At 49.3% G+C, this 17,374-nt stretch carries 18 protein-coding genes; 7 read left to right on the top strand and 11 right to left on the bottom strand.

All coding sequences use genetic code 11. From position 1 onward, the window contains the following. Together AC3ITF_RS12325 and yoaJ are read left to right on the top strand one after the other, a co-directional pair. Complete coding sequence (locus AC3ITF_RS12325) at positions 1-99, top strand: YoaK family small membrane protein (RefSeq protein WP_096757327.1); 99 nt, start codon at positions 1-3, stop codon at positions 97-99. 2 nt (positions 100-101) lie between these two features. Continuing rightward, the gene (gene yoaJ, locus AC3ITF_RS12330; protein WP_099530266.1) at positions 102-176 is read left to right on the top strand and encodes a protein YoaJ; all 75 of its coding nucleotides are present in this window, start codon (positions 102-104) and stop codon (positions 174-176) included. Positions 177-225: 49 nt separating this feature from the next. Here the strand turns inward: yoaJ and AC3ITF_RS12335 are convergent, their stop codons facing one another. Then, complete coding sequence (locus tag AC3ITF_RS12335) at positions 226-474, bottom strand: GlsB/YeaQ/YmgE family stress response membrane protein (RefSeq protein WP_115258707.1); 249 nt, start codon at positions 472-474, stop codon at positions 226-228. Between the two features lie 358 nt (positions 475-832). Between AC3ITF_RS12335 and fdhF the strand changes: the two genes are divergently transcribed. Continuing rightward, positions 833-2,980, top strand: coding sequence for a formate dehydrogenase subunit alpha (fdhF, locus tag AC3ITF_RS12340; protein ID WP_489175701.1), 2,148 nt, complete (start codon positions 833-835; stop codon positions 2,978-2,980). A gap of 54 nt (positions 2,981-3,034) precedes the next feature. Here fdhF and AC3ITF_RS12345 read toward each other — a convergent pair whose 3' ends face one another. The 4 genes from AC3ITF_RS12345 to leuE form a co-directional block, all read right to left on the bottom strand. Further along, positions 3,035-3,679 carry a hypothetical protein gene (locus tag AC3ITF_RS12345; protein ID WP_115258709.1) on the bottom strand — a complete coding sequence of 215 codons (645 nt, stop codon included), beginning with the start codon at positions 3,677-3,679 and terminating at the stop codon, positions 3,035-3,037. Positions 3,680-3,887: 208 nt separating this feature from the next. Beyond that, on the bottom strand, positions 3,888-4,070 hold the full coding sequence (locus tag AC3ITF_RS12350; RefSeq protein WP_096757331.1) for a DUF1869 domain-containing protein: 183 nt from the start codon (positions 4,068-4,070) through the stop codon (positions 3,888-3,890). Positions 4,071-4,073: 3 nt separating this feature from the next. After that, positions 4,074-4,436, bottom strand: coding sequence for a DUF1971 domain-containing protein YeaR (gene yeaR / locus AC3ITF_RS12355; RefSeq protein ID WP_096757332.1), 363 nt, complete (start codon positions 4,434-4,436; stop codon positions 4,074-4,076). 175 nt (positions 4,437-4,611) lie between these two features. Then, positions 4,612-5,250, bottom strand: coding sequence for a leucine efflux protein LeuE (leuE, locus tag AC3ITF_RS12360; protein ID WP_117343116.1), 639 nt, complete (start codon positions 5,248-5,250; stop codon positions 4,612-4,614). A 236-nt stretch (positions 5,251-5,486) separates the two neighbouring features. Between leuE and ycaC the strand changes: the two genes are divergently transcribed. Continuing rightward, positions 5,487-6,113, top strand: coding sequence for an isochorismate family cysteine hydrolase YcaC (gene ycaC, locus AC3ITF_RS12365; protein WP_489175702.1), 627 nt, complete (start codon positions 5,487-5,489; stop codon positions 6,111-6,113). 57 nt (positions 6,114-6,170) lie between these two features. Here ycaC and zinT read toward each other — a convergent pair whose 3' ends face one another. The 6 genes from zinT to AC3ITF_RS12395 form a co-directional block, all read right to left on the bottom strand. Beyond that, complete coding sequence (gene zinT / locus AC3ITF_RS12370) at positions 6,171-6,782, bottom strand: metal-binding protein ZinT (protein ID WP_489176442.1); 612 nt, start codon at positions 6,780-6,782, stop codon at positions 6,171-6,173. Between the two features lie 156 nt (positions 6,783-6,938). Next, positions 6,939-7,529 carry an ATP-binding cassette domain-containing protein gene (locus tag AC3ITF_RS12375; protein WP_115258711.1) on the bottom strand — a complete coding sequence of 197 codons (591 nt, stop codon included), beginning with the start codon at positions 7,527-7,529 and terminating at the stop codon, positions 6,939-6,941. Then, positions 7,513-8,307 (bottom strand): ATP-binding cassette domain-containing protein, encoded by a 795-nt coding sequence (locus tag AC3ITF_RS12380; protein ID WP_181694778.1) that lies wholly within the window; start codon positions 8,305-8,307, stop codon positions 7,513-7,515. The genes AC3ITF_RS12375 and AC3ITF_RS12380 overlap by 17 nt, the downstream gene beginning before the upstream one ends. Beyond that, on the bottom strand, positions 8,301-9,113 hold the full coding sequence (locus tag AC3ITF_RS12385) for an ABC transporter permease (RefSeq protein WP_341516394.1): 813 nt from the start codon (positions 9,111-9,113) through the stop codon (positions 8,301-8,303). Before AC3ITF_RS12385 ends, AC3ITF_RS12380 begins: the two co-directional genes overlap by 7 nt. Continuing rightward, the gene (locus AC3ITF_RS12390) at positions 9,103-10,077 is read right to left on the bottom strand and encodes an ABC transporter permease (RefSeq protein WP_489175703.1); all 975 of its coding nucleotides are present in this window, start codon (positions 10,075-10,077) and stop codon (positions 9,103-9,105) included. The genes AC3ITF_RS12385 and AC3ITF_RS12390 overlap by 11 nt, the downstream gene beginning before the upstream one ends. After that, entirely contained in the window at positions 10,077-11,663 is a 1,587-nt protein-coding gene (locus AC3ITF_RS12395; RefSeq protein ID WP_117342956.1) for an ABC transporter substrate-binding protein, read from the bottom strand. The genes AC3ITF_RS12390 and AC3ITF_RS12395 overlap by 1 nt, the downstream gene beginning before the upstream one ends. Before the next feature lie 434 nt (positions 11,664-12,097). Here AC3ITF_RS12395 and AC3ITF_RS12400 point away from each other — a divergent pair, with 434 nt between their 5' ends. The 3 genes from AC3ITF_RS12400 to AC3ITF_RS12410 all read left to right on the top strand — a co-directional run bounded on the left by AC3ITF_RS12400 (position 12,098) and on the right by AC3ITF_RS12410 (position 17,357). After that, positions 12,098-14,185, top strand: coding sequence for a TonB-dependent receptor (locus AC3ITF_RS12400; RefSeq protein WP_489175704.1), 2,088 nt, complete (start codon positions 12,098-12,100; stop codon positions 14,183-14,185). A 268-nt stretch (positions 14,186-14,453) separates the two neighbouring features. Further along, positions 14,454-15,311, top strand: a complete 858-nt coding sequence (gene yibB, locus AC3ITF_RS12405) for a protein YibB (protein WP_135912173.1) — start codon at positions 14,454-14,456, stop codon at positions 15,309-15,311. Positions 15,312-15,776: 465 nt separating this feature from the next. Next, the gene (locus AC3ITF_RS12410) at positions 15,777-17,357 is read left to right on the top strand and encodes a phosphoethanolamine transferase (protein ID WP_146716721.1); all 1,581 of its coding nucleotides are present in this window, start codon (positions 15,777-15,779) and stop codon (positions 17,355-17,357) included. The last annotated feature ends 17 nt before the right edge of the window (positions 17,358-17,374 follow it).

A 17,374-nucleotide genomic window follows, 5' to 3' on the forward strand; every position in this document is an offset into this window, starting at 1 on the left:
ATGCGGATTGGTATTATTTTTCCTGTCATTATCTTCATTTCCGCCGTTGTTTTTTTATCCTGGTTCTTTATTGGCGGCTACGCCGCTCCGGGAGCATAACCATGAAAAAAACAACGCTCATCATGATTGGCGTCGCCATTATTGTGGTACTCGGCACCGAATTGGGCTGGTGGTAAAAAAATAAAGGCCACACGAAGTGGCCTCTACTTCAATATCTGTTTTGATTTAGCTTTTGACTTTTCTGTAGATAAACAGAACAACGAGCGCGCCGATAATCGCCACGGCAAAGCTGCCAAAGTTGAAACCATCCACTTTGCCAAAGCCAAGCAATGTACTGATCCAACCGCCAACGACTGCACCGATAACCCCTAAAATAATAGTCATAAAGAATCCGCCGCCGTCCTTGCCTGGCATAATCCATTTTGCCAATATCCCAGCGATAAGACCGAAAATAATCCATGAAAGTATACCCATTTTTTTCCTCGCTTATGTTTTTACGTGAACGATTGACTCGTTATTTAAAAGCATAGCATAGCGCCGAAAAATTAAAATTTGTGATCACCATCACCATGGATTTTCATCTTATTCCGATGTTTCATGATCTTAGATCACCGCAAATGGCGATCTTTTCTGACGTTTATCGTCATTAATGTCGTTTCGTCAGTGACTTTACGTTTAATTTCGCAGCCCAACCCTACCGTGACTACGTTTTCAATTCTGGCACACTTTATGCTTTAACAGCCCGTCACTACGATACATCGTAGCCCGTGACCTATTCACGTGGCTGCGTCTACAATTCGCGCTATTTCAGCATTTAACAGGTCTGTTATTGATGAAAAAAATCACCAGTGTATGCCCATACTGCGGGGCCGGGTGCAAGCTCAAGCTTGTTGTTGAAAATAACAAAATCATCCGCGCCGAAGCCGCTGAAGGGGTGACCAACCAAAATCAGCTATGTCTGAAAGGCTACTACGGTTGGGATTTTCTTAACGACACGCGCCTTCTGACTCCCCGTCTAACTCGCCCGCTGATCCGTTATGAAAAAGGGGGAAAGTTCACGCCCGTCAGCTGGGATGAAGCCATTCGCTACACGGCAAAACGCTTATCCGACATCAAAAATGCTCATGGTCCCCGCGCCATCATGACTACTGGCTCTTCCCGTGGAACAGGAAATGAGACCAACTATGTGATGCAAAAGTTCGCACGTGGCGTGCTCAACACCAACAACGTCGATTGCTGTGCTCGCGTATGCCATGGCCCTTCCGTTGCCGGATTGCAGGAAACCTTAGGCAATGGCGCAATGAGCAATTCCATCAGCGACATTGAAAATTCCAAATGCCTGCTCATCTTTGGCTATAACTGCGCAGACTCTCATCCGATAGTCGCCCGCCGGGTCATCAAAGCCCGTCAGAACGGGGCGAAAATCATTGTCTGCGATCCTCGCCGCATTGAAACCGCGCGTATTGCAGACCAGCACCTGCAGTTGAAAAATGGCTGTAACATGGCGCTGGTCAACGCCTTTGGACACGTGCTGATTGAAGAGCAGCTCTACGATCGTGAATACGTACAAAAGCATGCCGAAGGCCTGGAAAGCTATTGGGAAACCGTAAAGGACTATGCGCCTGAAACCGTTGAACACCTCACCGGGGTGCCAGCTCAACAGGTACGCCAGGCGATGCGCACCTTTGCCGCCGCACCGTCAGCGACGGTGATGTGGGGAATGGGCGTGACGCAGTTCGGCCAGGCTGTCGACGTCGTGCGTGGGTTGTCGAGTCTGGCCTTGCTGACCGGCAATCTGGGTCGACCTAACGTCGGCGTCGGCCCGGTACGCGGGCAGAATAACGTTCAGGGCGCATGCGACATGGGCGTGCTTCCCAATCAATTTCCGGGCTATCAGGACGTTACCGATCCCGCAGTGAGAGCGAAATTTGCTCAAGCCTGGGGGATTGACGTCAACCTGATGGATGACAAGGTGGGCACACGGATCACCGAAGTCCCGCATCTGGCGATTGAAGGCAAAGTTAAAGCCTACTACATCATGGGGGAAGATCCGCTGCAAACCGAAGCCGATTTGGGCCTGGTTCGAGAAGGCTTCAACGCGCTTGATTTAATCGTGGTGCAGGACATCTTCATGACCAAGACGGCGGAAATGGCCGACGTTATCCTGCCCGCAACCTCATGGGGCGAACACGGTGGCGTCTTTACCTGCGCCGATCGTGGTTTTCAGCGTTTTGAGAAGGCGATCGAACCCACCGGGGATGTGAAGCGCGACTGGGAAATTATCAGTCTGTTGGCGACCGAAATGGGTTACCCAATGCAGTATCAAAACAACCAGCAAATCTGGGATGAGATGCGCGAACTCTGTCCGCTATTCTATGGGGTAACGTATGAGAAAATGGGCGATATGGGCCATATTCAGTGGCCTTGCCCGGATCTCGATCACCCTGGCACCCCGTATCTCTATCAGAATAGTCGGTTTGATACCGCCAACGGTAAGGGCAAGCTGTTTGCCGCTCAGTGGCGAGCCCCTGCCGAAGTACCGGATGAAAAATACCCGATGGTGCTCTGTACCGTACGCGAAGTGGGGCATTACTCCTGTCGTTCCATGACCGGCAATTGCGCAGCACTGCAGGCGCTGGCAGATGAACCAGGCTATGTGCAAATCAATACTCAGGATGCCGCCAAACAGGGGATCCGTCATCGTGACCTGGTGTGGGTGAGTTCCCGTCGTGGGAAAGTCATTAGCCGTGCCGATGTCTCCGAGCGCATCAATAGCGGAACGGTGTATATGACGTATCAGTGGTGGATTGGCGCATGTAACGAGTTAACCCAGGATAATCTTGATCCTATCTCGAAAACGCCGGAAACCAAGTATTGCGCGGTGAATATCGAACACATCATCGATCAACATTGGGCAGAGAAGTATGCTGCGCAATCATATAGCGAGATGAAGTCACGTTTATGTGAGGCTATTGCGTAAATAACAGTACACACAGCCTGAGTCTTTTGTTCAAGGCTCAGGCTGTTATTTCGATCACTTAGCCAGCAGTTGCTTGCCTACACGAACAGATGCGTATTCTTCCTTCTTATCTCGCCGCATAAAACCAAGGTTCATCAGAAATAATCCCACCATAAACGGCAGTTCATACAGCTCTTCAATAAGATCGCCGTAATGGGCATTATGCAGAAACAGTGGCGACAGCAGGCGATGATGTTCTACGGTGTCAGATATTAAAAATGCACAGGTGGTGATTGCCAGCAGCCAAATCGGCAGCGGTTCATTACGTACACGACGTGCAATATCCTGCCGTAAGCGCTTCGACAATAACACTGGCAGAATAATCATGGCAATTAACACGACTGAAATGGTTCTGAACAGAAGTTTAGGGTGCTCAGGGAAATAATCACGTCCCCAACTGGTGCTTCTGCCCAGTAAAACCAGCCACCACACTGCCGCCCACAGCCAAAATTGCTTCTCACCTTCAGGACGAGATAAAGGCCGAATATAGACGAGAGTAAATATCGCGCCAAACAGTAGCCACAGCGCCTGCCCATTTTCAATCCATCTGACAACGGTGCCGTTTAACAGAGGAAGATTCCAGTTTGCGGTGAACGGGATCGCGACGATGACCAATCCAAGAATGAGTGTGGGTAATGTAAGCTGGGTGTTCAATTTCATAAGCAAGATGTTCTGTAGTGTTACTGTGTACCGATCATAACCCCTGTGAATGGTTGCCTATTAGCAATGAATGCGATGTTCTTAAGGTTTTCTTAAGAATTCTTTTTTCGGACTGTTTAAGTAACCAGTCACAGGATGTCAGTCAATAAAAAAACCGCAGCATGCTGCGGTTTTTTATATAAATCATAGAGTAACGGCGTTTATGGCGTTACCAGCCGCAAACATCGTGTTCATTTTCTGTATCGTACGAACGTACGGTATTCACCAGATCTTTGACCACTTCGGCTGCCACGTCGGGTACCAACAGCGTCATTGGCGCTTCCGTTTCATAATCAACAGAAACGCCATTGCTGTTATTGGTTACGGTGACGGTATAGGTTGCTTTACTCATGACTCACTCCTTGCCGGTACGCACGACTTTTCGTTGATTAGCACTCTCCATCAGAACCTCAGGCGCAACGAAAAAATCGATATTAAAGTAGGTGTCGTCGGTCATCACTTCAATGTTGTGCCATTTTTCCGGTGGAAAAACGCCAAACTGACCGGCTTCAATAATCATCACCTCTACGGGCTCCGGGCTGTGCTCATCTGCGAATCCGAGATATTTGACCGCCCCCTGCATAACCGACAGTCGAGGATAAACCCCCGCACGGGTACCTTTATCAAGGTGGCGTTCGAAAATTCCGGCAGGCGCAGTGTCTTTGTTCCAAAACGGCGTTGAGCGTGTATGAATGTGATTCTGTGGAATTTGAAGCATCTTTCTTCCCTTTTCCAGTCGACAACCAGCGAGCCTTATTGAATCGCTGCTGTGAACAGGGTACGCCTCAAAATATACATTTAAAATACCATTTATTGGTTAGTATTCTTACTGATGGGCAATGATAAGAATGGGGAAAAACGCAAAGCCCGCCGCCTGGAGCGGGCTAATGGCGTTAAGACTGAAGCGTCGCCAGACGGGCGGCAAATCCCACAAAAATTAAACCGATAAGGGAATTGCCCACCTTCGCCAGTTTCTTCTTGGTGCGAATATACTGCGTGACAAAAGCGCCTGAGAAAATAAGGAAACTCAGATAGAAGAAGCTCACGATTTCAAGCGTAATGGCCAAAATAAAGAACGACAACCCTGAATGTGGTGCATTGACGTCAATAAATTGAACGAAAAACGACACATAAAACAGAATGGCTTTTGGATTAGTCAGACTCAAAATTAATGCACGTTTGAAAATAGCACCAAAGGGCGTTTCTTCGGCCGCAGTCTCCGTCGCCTTCGACTTTAACGTGGCATACAGAATCTTCGCGCCGAGATATAACAGATAAAAAGCCCCCAGATAACGCACGATATTAAACAAAACGGGCGTTGTTTTGATCAGTGCCGCAACACCTGCGTAGGCCAAAAACATCAGCACGGCATCACCGATGAACACCCCGCAGGCTGCAAGGTAACCGCCCTTCACCCCTCGCCCTACGCTGTTCTTCAGCACGAATATCGTATTGGGCCCCGGTACCAGTACAATAAAAATAGCCCCCACCAAATACGTCCAGTAATTCAGAACTCCATACTCTGCGAACACGTTAACCTCTTCCTGATAAAACACATGCACTTGCTGCGAGACAATATGCTAACGAATGCATCACCTGATGGAAAGAGAAGCTTATGAATAGCGCACTCTGTTGCAGAATATTTTTCGTTCCAGATTTGCAACGATGAAACTCATTTTTGCGACTACCCAATACCCCGGATAGCCACTACTGTTTATCAATAGATTTCGCCGTCGAGGCCCCCTCTCATCACCTGGAGAAAGAAAAAATGACGATTACCTATAAACGTGTGGATAAGGATCAGGCTGCCGTACTGTTGGTCGATCACCAGGCAGGTTTACTGTCGCTGGTCCGTGATATTGATCCCGACAAGTTTAAAAACAACGTGCTGGCGCTGGCCGATCTGGCGAAGTACTTCAAACTCCCCACCATTCTGACCACCAGCTTTGAAACCGGTCCTAATGGCCCTCTGGTTCCTGAGCTGAAAGCGCTGTTTCCTGACACCCCTTACATTGCCCGCCCGGGGCAGATTAACGCCTGGGACAACGACGATTTTGTCAACGCGATTAAAGCGACGGGTAAAAAACAGCTGATCATTGCCGGTGTCGTCACCGAAGTGTGCGTCGCCTTCCCTGCGCTATCGGCCATTGAGGCAGGGTTCGACGTGTTCGTGGTTACCGATGCGTCCGGCACCTTTAACCCGCTGACCCGCGACTCTGCCTGGAACCGTATGTCTTCTGCCGGCGTGCAGTTGATGACCTGGTTCGGTCTGGCCTGTGAATTACACCGCGACTGGCGTAATGACGTTGAAGGGCTGGGCACGCTGTTTTCCAACCATATTCCTGACTATCGCAACCTGATGACCAGCTACAGCACGCTGGCTTCCGGAAAATAATATCCGCAATTTATCAACCCGCCGTTATCGGCGGGTTTAAATACAGCCGGATGGGAATTAATGATGCAGCATCTCGTCAATCACCGCTTCTGCTTTGAGCTGATACGGATAATAGGTTGGCCAGTTGTCCATCTCTTCAAGCAGCGCTGCCTGTGAGGTATTTCCCATAAAGATGTGATAGTGGCTCGATTTGCGTGGTGCGATAATATGATCGCTAAATTGAACGTATTTCGGCGCCTGACTATTTGCCTCTTTGCACTCAAACAGATACCGCACACCTTTCTTGCCTGACGTATAGGTCAATATTTTGTATCCGGCGTAATCATATTTACACGACGCGACCTTATTACCCGTATGAAATTCCATCACACCGTTTTCGATACCGATAGTGTCCACGCTAGTGGCATAGCCTGTGCGGTAATAGGTTTTATACTCCTCCACCGTTTTACTTTTATCCTTTTCGGCCTTCTGCTTGAATACCGGATCCAGTTCACCGCTCTGCAGATAAGGGTAAACGGACTGCCACACGCCATCCCAGTCGCTCAGAGCCCTGTCCTTCACATGGCTATTATCAAAAACGCCCTCTGACGCTTTTTGCTCTATTTCTGTCATCGGCGCGCCATGGGAATGGTGCCCATGTGCCAGGACCTGACTACTGGCTAACAGCATCCCCAAAACAACCGCCAGTCTTTCCAAACGAATAGCCAAAATTTCACCCTCAATATGGTTGCGAGTGAATTGTTATAATATAACGTAACAATTTAATCAACGCGGATATGCAAAATTCATCCACAGCGATAAATCGGCCACACGGAGAAAGGACGACTACGGCCAGGGCAACCTTCGCGAACAAAGCTGATCAAGCAATGCCTGCTGATGGCTAATGATGAGCATTCCTAACGGACGACGCTGGCATTCTTCAAGAAGCAGCGCCCATATATCTCGTTGAATAGAAGGGTCAAGCTGGGCGGTAATTTCATCGGCAATGAGAAAACGCGTGCGCGGATCAAGCGCGCGCAGTAGCGCAATACGCGCCAGTTCACCACCAGAAAGCTGCCCGGGTCGGCGGGTTAACCACTCGGGATTGATATGTAAACGGGCGAGCGTTGAGGCATCCGGCAGCCAGGCATCCCGCACCGCATCACCGGTACTTCGCCAGGGGTTGAACGTCAATTCAGGATGTTGCGGCACCAGTTGTACCGGGCAATATTGCCCGACCGGTAACGGTTTATCATCGACTAAAATCTCACCGGAGGTTGGTTTTTGCCAGCCAGCCAGCACGCGTCCCAACGTGGTTTTCCCGGTCCCGCTAGGAGCGCAAATCCCCATGCGCTCCCCAACAGCCAGCGAGAACGTCAGGTTTTGCCACAGCACCTTACCGCCCTGGCGTATAACAACATCACGACAGCACAGCATTCAGCTCTCCAAATAGTTGGTTTCTCTCAGGTAACGCCCGCCATTGCCGCTGCAAATGTTCGCTGATATCGCCACGCAGCAGCTGTTCCCGGCTCACGTTATCCGATACCCGTCCCTGATGCAGGGCAACAATCCGGTCCGCATGGCGTGCAGCCAGCGTGAGATCGTGGGTTACCCACAGCACACCGCAGCCCTGCTCGCAAAGGCCTCGTAAATGCCCCAGCAGTTGATTCGCCAAAGGCGCATCCAGCCAGGCGGTAATTTCGTCAGCAAGGATATAGCGCGCCTGACTGAGTGACGCATGGCACGCCAGAACACGTTTTGCCATCCCACCGGACAGCTGGCGCGGGAAAGCACCTAATACGCTGGTGTCCAGTTGGCTCCGTTCAAGAAGTTGCGTTACCTTCCCCACGTCCCAGGGATGACCGGAGAGTTGACTCGCTCTTTTCAAATGCTTTTCAATGGTCAGCAGTGGATTAAGCGCCTGAACCCCTTGCGGTACATAACTAAAGGTATTGCCGCGACATGCACGGATGTCATTACGGTCCAGCGTTTTTCCATCGAGGGTTATCGCGCCCTGAACGCGCAGATTGTCTGGTAACAGATCGAGCAGACACTGCAACAGCAGACTCTTACCTTCCCCGCTGCCGCCGACTAATGCCACCATTTGACCGGGGGCAATATCAAAAGAAATATCCTGGAGTAGCGATGACCACTTTCTCGCGCCGTACCAACGATAGCGCGCCACGTCCAGCGAGACCTGCTGTAAACTCAACATGCGTCACCTCTCAACCACAAACGATGTACCGCCCGGGCAAACTGATCAAATAACATCACCAGGCTGAACAGCATTAACCCCGGAAACAGCACCAGCCACCAGTTGCCGTGGCTGATAAATCGCAGCGCATCCGCCAGCAACAGACCCAGCGACGGCTCATGCGGCGCCAGCCCGAAACCAAGAAAACTTAACGCCGCGCTATGTAACACCGCGTGCGGAAACATCAACAACGTCCCGGTCAACCATTGTGGCAATAGCGCAGGTAAGTAGTGATGACGCCAGCAGTAAAAATGCCCGTGTCCCAGCCGTCGGGTCAGCATCAGGTAGTCACTGTGTGCGACGCGTTCCGCCTCCGCGCGCAGGATCAAGGCCAGACGCGGCCAATGGGTCAGCGCAACCGCCAACACCACCCCACTTTTACCACCGCCGAGAGTAAAGCAGATCAAAATCAGCAGCAGCAGATGCGGCATCGACAACATCGCGTCAGTGACTAAGCGCATCAGAACATCCATGCGCGGATGCAAACGCGAAACCGCCGCCATCAATAAAGCAATTACCCCGCTACACACCGCCGCGCCGATACCAATTTGCAGGCTGGTTAACGCCCCCTGAAAGCAGCGCACCCATAAATCACGCCCGAGATTATCGGTGCCAAACCAGTGCAGCGCATCCGGTGGCAGATGGCGGGCCAGCAGATTAACGCTCAGTGCGCTATCCAGCGTAGCGTTGCCATAAATGGCGATGAAGAGTAAACCGCCCGCAGACAGCAGAAGGCGAATCAACGTTGGGGTTGGGTTATAGAGCATCTGGACGCTCCACCGCGCGATTTAGCACATGGACTAACCAGGAAGAGAGCGAGTTGCCGATGAACACCTGAACGGTGCTGAACAAGACAATCCCCATCAGCAACGGCACATCGCCGCGTAATCCGGCATCAATGGTCGCCTGCCCCAGTCCGGGATACGCAAAGACTTTTTCTGCCAGCAATGCGCCGCCAAAAAGTTCGCCAAGCGAAGCAAATTGCAGGCACAGCGCAGGCGTTATCGCATGACGCAGGACCTGGTGACGCAGCAGCGACCATCCCTTGTCTCCCTGCGAGCGAGCAAAGCGGACGAAGTCGCTTTTCATCACGCTGGCGATACTTTCTCGGGTGTGCAGCGTAATTTGCCCTAACCCTAATAAACTGAGGGCGCATACCGGAAGAATCAGATGACGCAGACGCTCAGTGAAGCCAGCCATATCACCACTGTTGCCAGGCTCCCACGCGCAGCAGACCGGGAGCACCGGCCAGCGCACCGCAAACACGGCCAGAAGCAGCATTCCTATCCAGAAGGTTGGCAACGATGAAAGCAGATAGCTGAGGCGGCAGATCATTTTATCCGGCCAGCGGTTCAGGAAGCGCCCGGCAACGAACCCCATTGCCGTACCCAGTAACCCCGACATCAACCATGCGCCACAGAGCAGAGCAAATGAGGTCGCAAAACGCTCTTTGATCACGCTGGCGACCGGTGCATTAAACAGCATCGAATACCCGAGATCACCCTGTAAGACGCGTGCAAACCAGTGCCCGAAACGCTCCCACAGCGGCTGATCCAGCCCCCAGCGTGCGGCGATACGCGCATACTGTTCTGGCGGAACATGCAGGAGATCGTTACCAATATAGGCACGAATCGGATCGACCGGCGAGAAGCTGAGCAAGATGAAGGTGCCAGCAGCGACCAGCACCAACAATACGATCAGCCGCAGAAAATGACCCACAACAGACTTCATCAACGGCAGGTCCAGGTCCATTCATCAAGATTGTTGAGCACGGACCAGCTGCCGTGAATTTCCGGCGCCCCTTTGCCCAGGTCAATGCACGGATTAGCCAGATAAGTATGCTGGATATTCAGCAACCATGCCCACGCAGCGTCACCCTGAACGCCTGCACCCTGCTTGCCATCCCACTCCACCTGCTGCCAGAAAGGCACTGCTTTTTGCCAGTCCGGCGCATCAATGGCCTGTTTGAGATGCTGTTCAACCGCAGGATTGCTGTAATAACCGGGGTTGTAATACTCAACGCCCGCGGCCTGCCCGCTGTAGTGATGGAAAAGCTCCATCGGATCTAAACTCCCCCAACCAAACAGCGTGGGATTCGAATGCATGTGGCGCTCAACGGTTTCCCAGCTTCCGGATTGCAGCGACACCGCAATGCCAACAGGTTCGAGCATGGCACGCACCGCTTCGGCTAAATCACGACGCGTACTGTCGCCGCTCGCATACCATAAGGTCAGACGGGCTGCTTTGCCGTCTTTTACACGTACACCATCCGGGCCAACTTTCCAGCCAGCCTGTTCCAGAAGCGCGCGCGCTTTGTCACTGTCGCCATCTTTAAACGCAACCGATGGTCCCTGCCACGGCAGTCCCTGCACCGCGCTGTACGCCGGGATAGCGTGGCCTTCCATAACCTGTTCAGCCAGTTGCTTACGATCGATGGCGTAGTTAATAGCCCGTCTGATCGCGACGTCGGCCGTTATATCGTTACCGACCGGATAACCGTTAGCATCTTTTTTACCCGCAGGGACCATCGGGAACACGATCCCCCGGTTCTCTACGCTGTTGCGAACCCACAGCTTCAAATTATCTTGCTGAGGTGCAACGGCCATTGATGGCGCAATACGCACCAGCCCCAGTTGACCACTGCGTGCGGCCGCGTAAGCGTTATCTTCGTCCAGGAAGACAAACACCAGCCGGTTAAAATCATTTTTCTTACCCGCGTACCAAGGGTTCGCTTCGACGATGAGCTGTTGGCCCGGCTGAAAACTCACCAGCCGATAAGGGCCTGCGCCAATTGGATTTCTGGCAAAGGTTTTTTCATCGTATTGTTTTGCCGGAACAATGCCTAACGAGCCCAGCACGTTCACAAACGTACTCTGCGGACTGCGTAGCGTCATTTCTACCGTGCGATTATCTTTCAGGCGGGCATGGGTGAAATTCCCCATATCGATTTTCCCACCGCTTTTCGCGGCTTTGTTGAAGGTAAATACCACATCTTCCGCCGTGAGCGGGGAGCCATCAGAGAATTTAAGATCGGGTTTTAAGGTTAATGTCCAGGTTTTCCCATCAGCGCTGGTCTCCACCTTCTCCGTCAGCAGGCTTCCCCAGCTCATATCAGCATTTTGTTTTAACAAAGGTGCATGCAGGAGCAAATAGCTACCGTGACTCCAGCCTAGCATTGGGTCGAATCCCTCCGTGGGTTCGGGTCCAATTGCCAGTTTCAATGTTTGCCCTTCCACCGCCGGTTGTGCTGCGAAAAGGGAGGTCGAAAATGCCAGAGTCAGTGCGCACGTCAACCGTGCCAGCTTGCCGTTAATCATTACCTAATCCCGCTTTTGCGTTGTTTTTATACCGCACAACAGCACATACCCGTTGTGAGGTCTCCTGGGGAAGGGATTATGGCGGACCACTTTGGCTAAAAAAATGATACAGCGCAGAAAAGTATGACGATTTTAAAAAAACATCATACAACTGTCGAATTCTCACCTCTCGACGTGCAGTGATTCACTGCCGTGATTTTTATCTCCTTCTCTATTATTCAATCTCATATTAAATGAATATTAATAATTACCGTAAAAACTACCCACGCATTTGTCATTACTCCCTATCTAAAATTAGTGACAATTTATGTATATTTATTCAAGAAATATACAGAGAGTGACAAGTTATGTAAATTTGTAATGATAATTATTTGTATTATCATTTTCATCAATTATCTTACTGCCTTTGAATTTTTAACAAAGGAAGTTTGACTATGCGTTTAAAACCTGTTGCCTCTGTCGTTCTGTCCTGCCTTGGATTCAGCGGTACTTATGCCTTCGCCGATGATGTCATGGTCGTGACCGCGTCGGGTTACGAAAAAAAGATCACCAACGCGGCTGCCAGCGTGTCGGTTATTTCTCAACAAGAATTACAAACCAATAAATATAATGACTTAGGTGAATCCCTGCGCTCCGTTGAAGGGGTTGATGTTGAAAGCAGCACCGGTAAAACCGGCGGTCTGGAGGTCAGTATTCGCGGCATGCCTGCCAGCTATACGCTGATCCTGATAGACGGTATTCGTCAAAATGGCAGCAGTGACGTGACGCCCAACGGCTTCTCTGCCATGAACACCAGTTTTATGCCTCCGCTGGCAGCCATCGATCATATTGAAGTGATCCGCGGTCCCATGTCGACGCTGTACGGTTCAGATGCTATCGGCGGTGTCGTTAACATCATTACCAAGAGAAGTACGGACAAATGGAGCACGTCCATTAATACCGGCGTTAACCTGCAAGAAAGCAATAAATGGGGTAACAGCACGGTAGCCAACTTCTGGTCAAGCGGCCCGCTAATTGCTGGCGTGCTGGACATGCAGGTACGCGGCAGCACGACACAACGACAAGGCTCCAGCGTCACCTCTCTGAGCGATACCACATCGACGCGCGTGCCGTATCCAACGGAATCTGAAAACTACAACATCGGTACCCGTCTGGACTGGAAAACCGGCGCAAATAATACGCTGTGGCTGGATCTCGACTCCGCCAGACAGCGCTATGACAATGATGATGGGCAGTTGGGTAATCTCACCGGCGGATACGATAAAACCCTGCGCTATGAACGTAATAAGGTCACGCTGGGTCACGATACCGCATTAACATTTGGTACCTGGAAATCCTCCGTGGGCTGGAATGAAACCGAGAACAAAGGCCGCCAACTGGTCTCATCCGCACTCACGCCAGAAAACGCGGGCCGGGCCGGTGACGCTCGTGAATTGAAAAATACCAACGTCATCCTGGACTCGGTCCTGCTGACGCCATTGGGTGATTCGCATCTGCTTACTCTCGGCGGCGAATACTGGGATGCCCGCATGAAAGATGGGGTGGTGCTGGCCAATACCGGTGAGACATTCCACCAGAAAACCTGGGCGACCTACGCGGAAGATGAGTGGCATATTCTCGACTCGCTGGCGTTGACCGCAGGCACTCGCTATGAGCATAACGATGTCTTTGGCGGACACCTTAGCCCACGAGCTTACATGGTGTGGGACGTATCGGAAGAATGGACCCTGAAAGGTGGCGTCACAACCGGATACAAAGCCCCGTCACTCAGCCAGTTGCACAACGGCATCAGCGGTGTGACCGCTCAGGGAACCGTCAATACGGTCGGCAACCCCGACCTTAAACCCGAAGAAAGCACCAGCTATGAAACCGGGTTGTACTATGAGAACGACGCGGGGCTGAACGCCAACGTTACCGGCTTCTACACCGAATACAAAAATAAAATTGTCTCGTATTCCATCGATGACAATACCAACAGCTATACCAACAGCGGCAAGGCGAGAACGGACGGCGTTGAATTCGCCAGCACCTTCCCGCTTTGGTCTGACGTGCTGAGCTTATCGCTCAACTACACCTATACGCAGAGCAAACAAAAAGATGGCGAAAACAAAGGCGCACCGCTGAGCTATACCCCCAAACATATGGCTAACGCCCGTCTGAACTGGCAGGCAACCGAAGATATGAATGCCTGGTTAAGCGCACGCTATCGTGGTAAAGCCCCACGCTTTACCGAAAACTATGACAACCTTAGTGCAGTCCAAAAAGCCGTGTACGATGATAAAGGGGCCAATTTAAAAGCCTGGACCGTTCTCGATATGGGCATGTCCTATAAGCTGACCAAAGAACTGACGCTGAATACGGCGATAAATAACGTGTTGGATAAAGACTTTAGCGACGTCACTCTGTATCAGGTTGGCCGCAGCAGCACCTACGCGGGCGACTACTTCCAGACCGCACAATCCACAACCGGATACGTCAATCCGGGTCGCAACTACTGGGTGTCGTTAAACTACCAGTTCTAATTGGTTTTTCACCTACAGGCCGGGCTATAACGAATCGCCCGGCCTCTTTCTGATGTTGTCTCTGCACCTGCAAACAATCCGTAAAATCACAGAATATATTCACTGCTGTCAACTACCAGAATTTTAGATCAACACGCGTATCACTTACTGTATGGATTTCAACTTCCTGTTTGGCGTGGGTACTGATAAACTGTGTCTAAAAATGTCAGACTTATTATTTTTATATAATTACCTACTGGATAAGTACAAAGTACGCAGGTTGACGGAAATGGATTCATCGATAACTATCGTTACAGCATTTTTTGATATTGGACGAGGTAACTGGACAGCCAATAAAGGTTTCTCGCCACATTTAGAGAGAACGCCTGAAACTTACATTGATTATTTTAAAAACTTATCCACTCTGGATAACGAAATGATCATTTTTACCTCTTACGACCTTAAACCAGCAATTGAAAAAATTAGAGCGGGTAAAAAAACCACAGTTGTTACCTTTGACATTAACACTAAGTTCACTGCAATTCGGCAAAAAATTCACGACATCCAAAAAGATGATGCTTTCAGAAACAGACTTGAAACGCGCCAGCTAATAAACCCTGAATATTGGTCCGCTGAGTACGTGCTGGTGTGTAACCTGAAAGCTTATTTCATAAACAAAGCGTTAGAGATGAATCTTGTTAACAATGAGATGGTTGCCTGGATTGATTTCGGCTATTGCCGTAACCCGGAAGTCACAAACGGTTTATCCTTATGGAATTATCCATTTGATAAACGTAAAGTAAATTTATTCACAGTTAAACGTGGTCTAAACCCCAAATCCATTGATCATGTTTTTGAACACATGATCAATAATCGCTCTTATATTATTGGCGGTGCCATCGTTGCGACACAAGAAAAATGGCAAGCGTTTTATAAACTGGTACGCCGCTGCCAAATAAAGACCCTTAGAAATAAAATAGTTGATGATGATCAAGGGATTTTCATCATGTGCCATTACTTAAACCCGGAGTTGACAAAGCTAAACTACCTTGGAAAAAACAGATGGTTTTATTTGTTCAAAATGTACGGTAAAAAAGATCTAAAAAGCAGATTGCTACGCCTAAAAGTGTTGCTTCGTGGCAAATAAAAACTCACCGTCCCTGCGACACAATCAACCGGCTCCGAGCAGTAACATGGCCGGAAGATCTTGGGGAATATCCATTTATACATATATATGATGTTAGCTGATCCAGTCCAAAAACTGTATAGTATTAAATCAGCCAAGCTTATTTCTTACAGGAACGGAATGCTTTCATCAGAGTGATGTGGTTGTGCCCGCACGCCTGAATGCCAGCCAGTGATTAGATTAACGCGTTGAGGCATGCGTTCTGTTTCATAACTAACGGGATAAGCAGAATAAAAAATAAATAATTCGAGTTACATTGACGTTACGGGTACTCAGCCGTAGGCAGGCCTACACGAGTCGTAGCCATATCACTTATTCATCAGTACACAGTTGCATAAATAAACACAAAAGAGCGAACAAGCTAGAGACAATTTCGCTACATACGCTTTACTCTAATTTAAAAATCGGATCAGTTAATTATAAATTATGTTCATCCAACTTAGACTTAAAACAGCTGAAAAGGTTTCGCGACTATCTGAAGTTTCCCCACTCATTATTTCCGTGCTAATAGTTTTTGGTGTTAATATTTTAACCGCGAAATATAACGCGGTAATCAACCGGACGCTAGTATTTATATTGATCATGTTTTCATTGCGATGCATACAGCATAATTTACTGAGAAATACTCTGGCCGTTGTGATTTTGATCCCTGTTGCATTGGACACTACGATTCAATTATATGCTTGGCATAACTTTAGAACAGAATTTAGCTATGGTTTCGCACTAAGTATTTTGGATACTACGCCGAGTGAGGCCAAAGGGATGCTCGGGTTATACTGGCGCGATTGTCTTTCGTTTGTCACGTTAGCAGCATTTTTTATATATGCGGCGAATACTGGAGCAAACCTGATACCGTATCGATTTCATCGCTATCCCCCTATTCTTCTTGCTATAACCATCATTGCATTTGTTGGCCAGGCATATCTACACCAAATAAGGAAAAGTAATGTTGAAAGCCTGATGCAACGAGTCCTGTCTGCCACTCCCCTCAGTACCGGCAAAGTGTTTATGCAGGCAATACAGGATATCTCTATCATGTCTGATATCGGTAACAATATACCAGATTATAAAATTACTTTAACCGATACCGGCATTGAAAACTATGTACTTATTATTGGAGAGTCTGCACGTGCGGTAAATATGGGGCTCTATGGCTATCCAAGAGATACAACGCCTGAACTCATCAAGCAAAAACATCAGCTTTTGCTGTTTCAAAACGCGATTGCCCCGGCACCGGTGACCATTATGGCTGTCCCAATGGCAATGACAGCGGATTCCGTGAACGCCCACGATCCTCGAAAATATAGCGATAATGTTATCAATATCAGTAACAAAGCTGGTTACGATACTTATTGGTATAGTCGTCAAGGAAAAGGGGGGGCGCATAACAATATTATTACCGGGATTGCCATGAACGCCCATCAGCAAGAATGGGTGGATCATGGCTATGATGAGGCCTTACTGCCATTATTGCAAAATGCCTTACAGAAGTCCGGTAAGAAACTAATTGTGCTGCATCTCTATGGCAGCCATGAACCATCCTGTGAGCGTTTTCCTGAAAGTAGTACTATATTAGCCGGGGAAAGTCAGGCTGATGATTGTTACGACAACTCTATTCGTTATACTGACACACTTATGGGCAACATATTTAGTGCACTGCAAAATACCCGCTCATCTGTAATGTATTTTTCCGATCATGCACTGATCCGAGACCCCAAGCGCGCAGTCGTTTATTCACACGGTGGCGTCACACCGCCAAAAGAGGCGCTGCATATTCCGATGTTTATCTGGTACAGCCAACTGGTTGATGCAAAAACTAAACTCACTGGGGATTATCGTACCCAGTGGTCTTCCGATGATCTTAATACGCTTGCGGAGTTGTGGCTGGGTATTCATCGTCAGGGTGCGCCAATCAATACGCTGAGTTCCTGGTTAATGAATTACGATAAAACTATTTTCATCATGGATACCACGGGTAAACAGTATGAATGGCGAAATGTCCGTTGATACACGTCGTTGAAAAA

The sequence above is a fragment of the Citrobacter sp. KH_055_1 genome, from assembly GCF_057838705.1.

What these genes read in the sequence shown, in the direction of transcription:
- AC3ITF_RS12325 (WP_096757327.1), top strand. Translation starts at nt 1, where the DNA reads ATGCGGATTGGTATTATTTTTCCTGTCATTATCTTCATTTCCGCCGTT.
- AC3ITF_RS12335 (WP_115258707.1), bottom strand. Translation starts at nt 474, where the DNA reads ATGGGTATACTTTCATGGATTATTTTCGGTCTTATCGCTGGGATATTG.
- fdhF (WP_489175701.1), top strand. Translation starts at nt 833, where the DNA reads ATGAAAAAAATCACCAGTGTATGCCCATACTGCGGGGCCGGGTGCAAG.
- AC3ITF_RS12345 (WP_115258709.1), bottom strand. Translation starts at nt 3,679, where the DNA reads ATGAAATTGAACACCCAGCTTACATTACCCACACTCATTCTTGGATTG.
- AC3ITF_RS12350 (WP_096757331.1), bottom strand. Translation starts at nt 4,070, where the DNA reads ATGAGTAAAGCAACCTATACCGTCACCGTAACCAATAACAGCAATGGC.
- yeaR (WP_096757332.1), bottom strand. Translation starts at nt 4,436, where the DNA reads ATGCTTCAAATTCCACAGAATCACATTCATACACGCTCAACGCCGTTT.
- ycaC (WP_489175702.1), top strand. Translation starts at nt 5,487, where the DNA reads ATGACGATTACCTATAAACGTGTGGATAAGGATCAGGCTGCCGTACTG.
- zinT (WP_489176442.1), bottom strand. Translation starts at nt 6,782, where the DNA reads ATGCTGTTAGCCAGTAGTCAGGTCCTGGCACATGGGCACCATTCCCAT.
- AC3ITF_RS12375 (WP_115258711.1), bottom strand. Translation starts at nt 7,529, where the DNA reads ATGCTGTGCTGTCGTGATGTTGTTATACGCCAGGGCGGTAAGGTGCTG.
- AC3ITF_RS12380 (WP_181694778.1), bottom strand. Translation starts at nt 8,307, where the DNA reads ATGTTGAGTTTACAGCAGGTCTCGCTGGACGTGGCGCGCTATCGTTGG.
- AC3ITF_RS12385 (WP_341516394.1), bottom strand. Translation starts at nt 9,113, where the DNA reads ATGCTCTATAACCCAACCCCAACGTTGATTCGCCTTCTGCTGTCTGCG.
- AC3ITF_RS12390 (WP_489175703.1), bottom strand. Translation starts at nt 10,077, where the DNA reads ATGAAGTCTGTTGTGGGTCATTTTCTGCGGCTGATCGTATTGTTGGTG.
- AC3ITF_RS12395 (WP_117342956.1), bottom strand. Translation starts at nt 11,663, where the DNA reads ATGATTAACGGCAAGCTGGCACGGTTGACGTGCGCACTGACTCTGGCA.
- AC3ITF_RS12400 (WP_489175704.1), top strand. Translation starts at nt 12,098, where the DNA reads ATGCGTTTAAAACCTGTTGCCTCTGTCGTTCTGTCCTGCCTTGGATTC.
- yibB (WP_135912173.1), top strand. Translation starts at nt 14,454, where the DNA reads ATGGATTCATCGATAACTATCGTTACAGCATTTTTTGATATTGGACGA.
- AC3ITF_RS12410 (WP_146716721.1), top strand. Translation starts at nt 15,777, where the DNA reads ATGTTCATCCAACTTAGACTTAAAACAGCTGAAAAGGTTTCGCGACTA.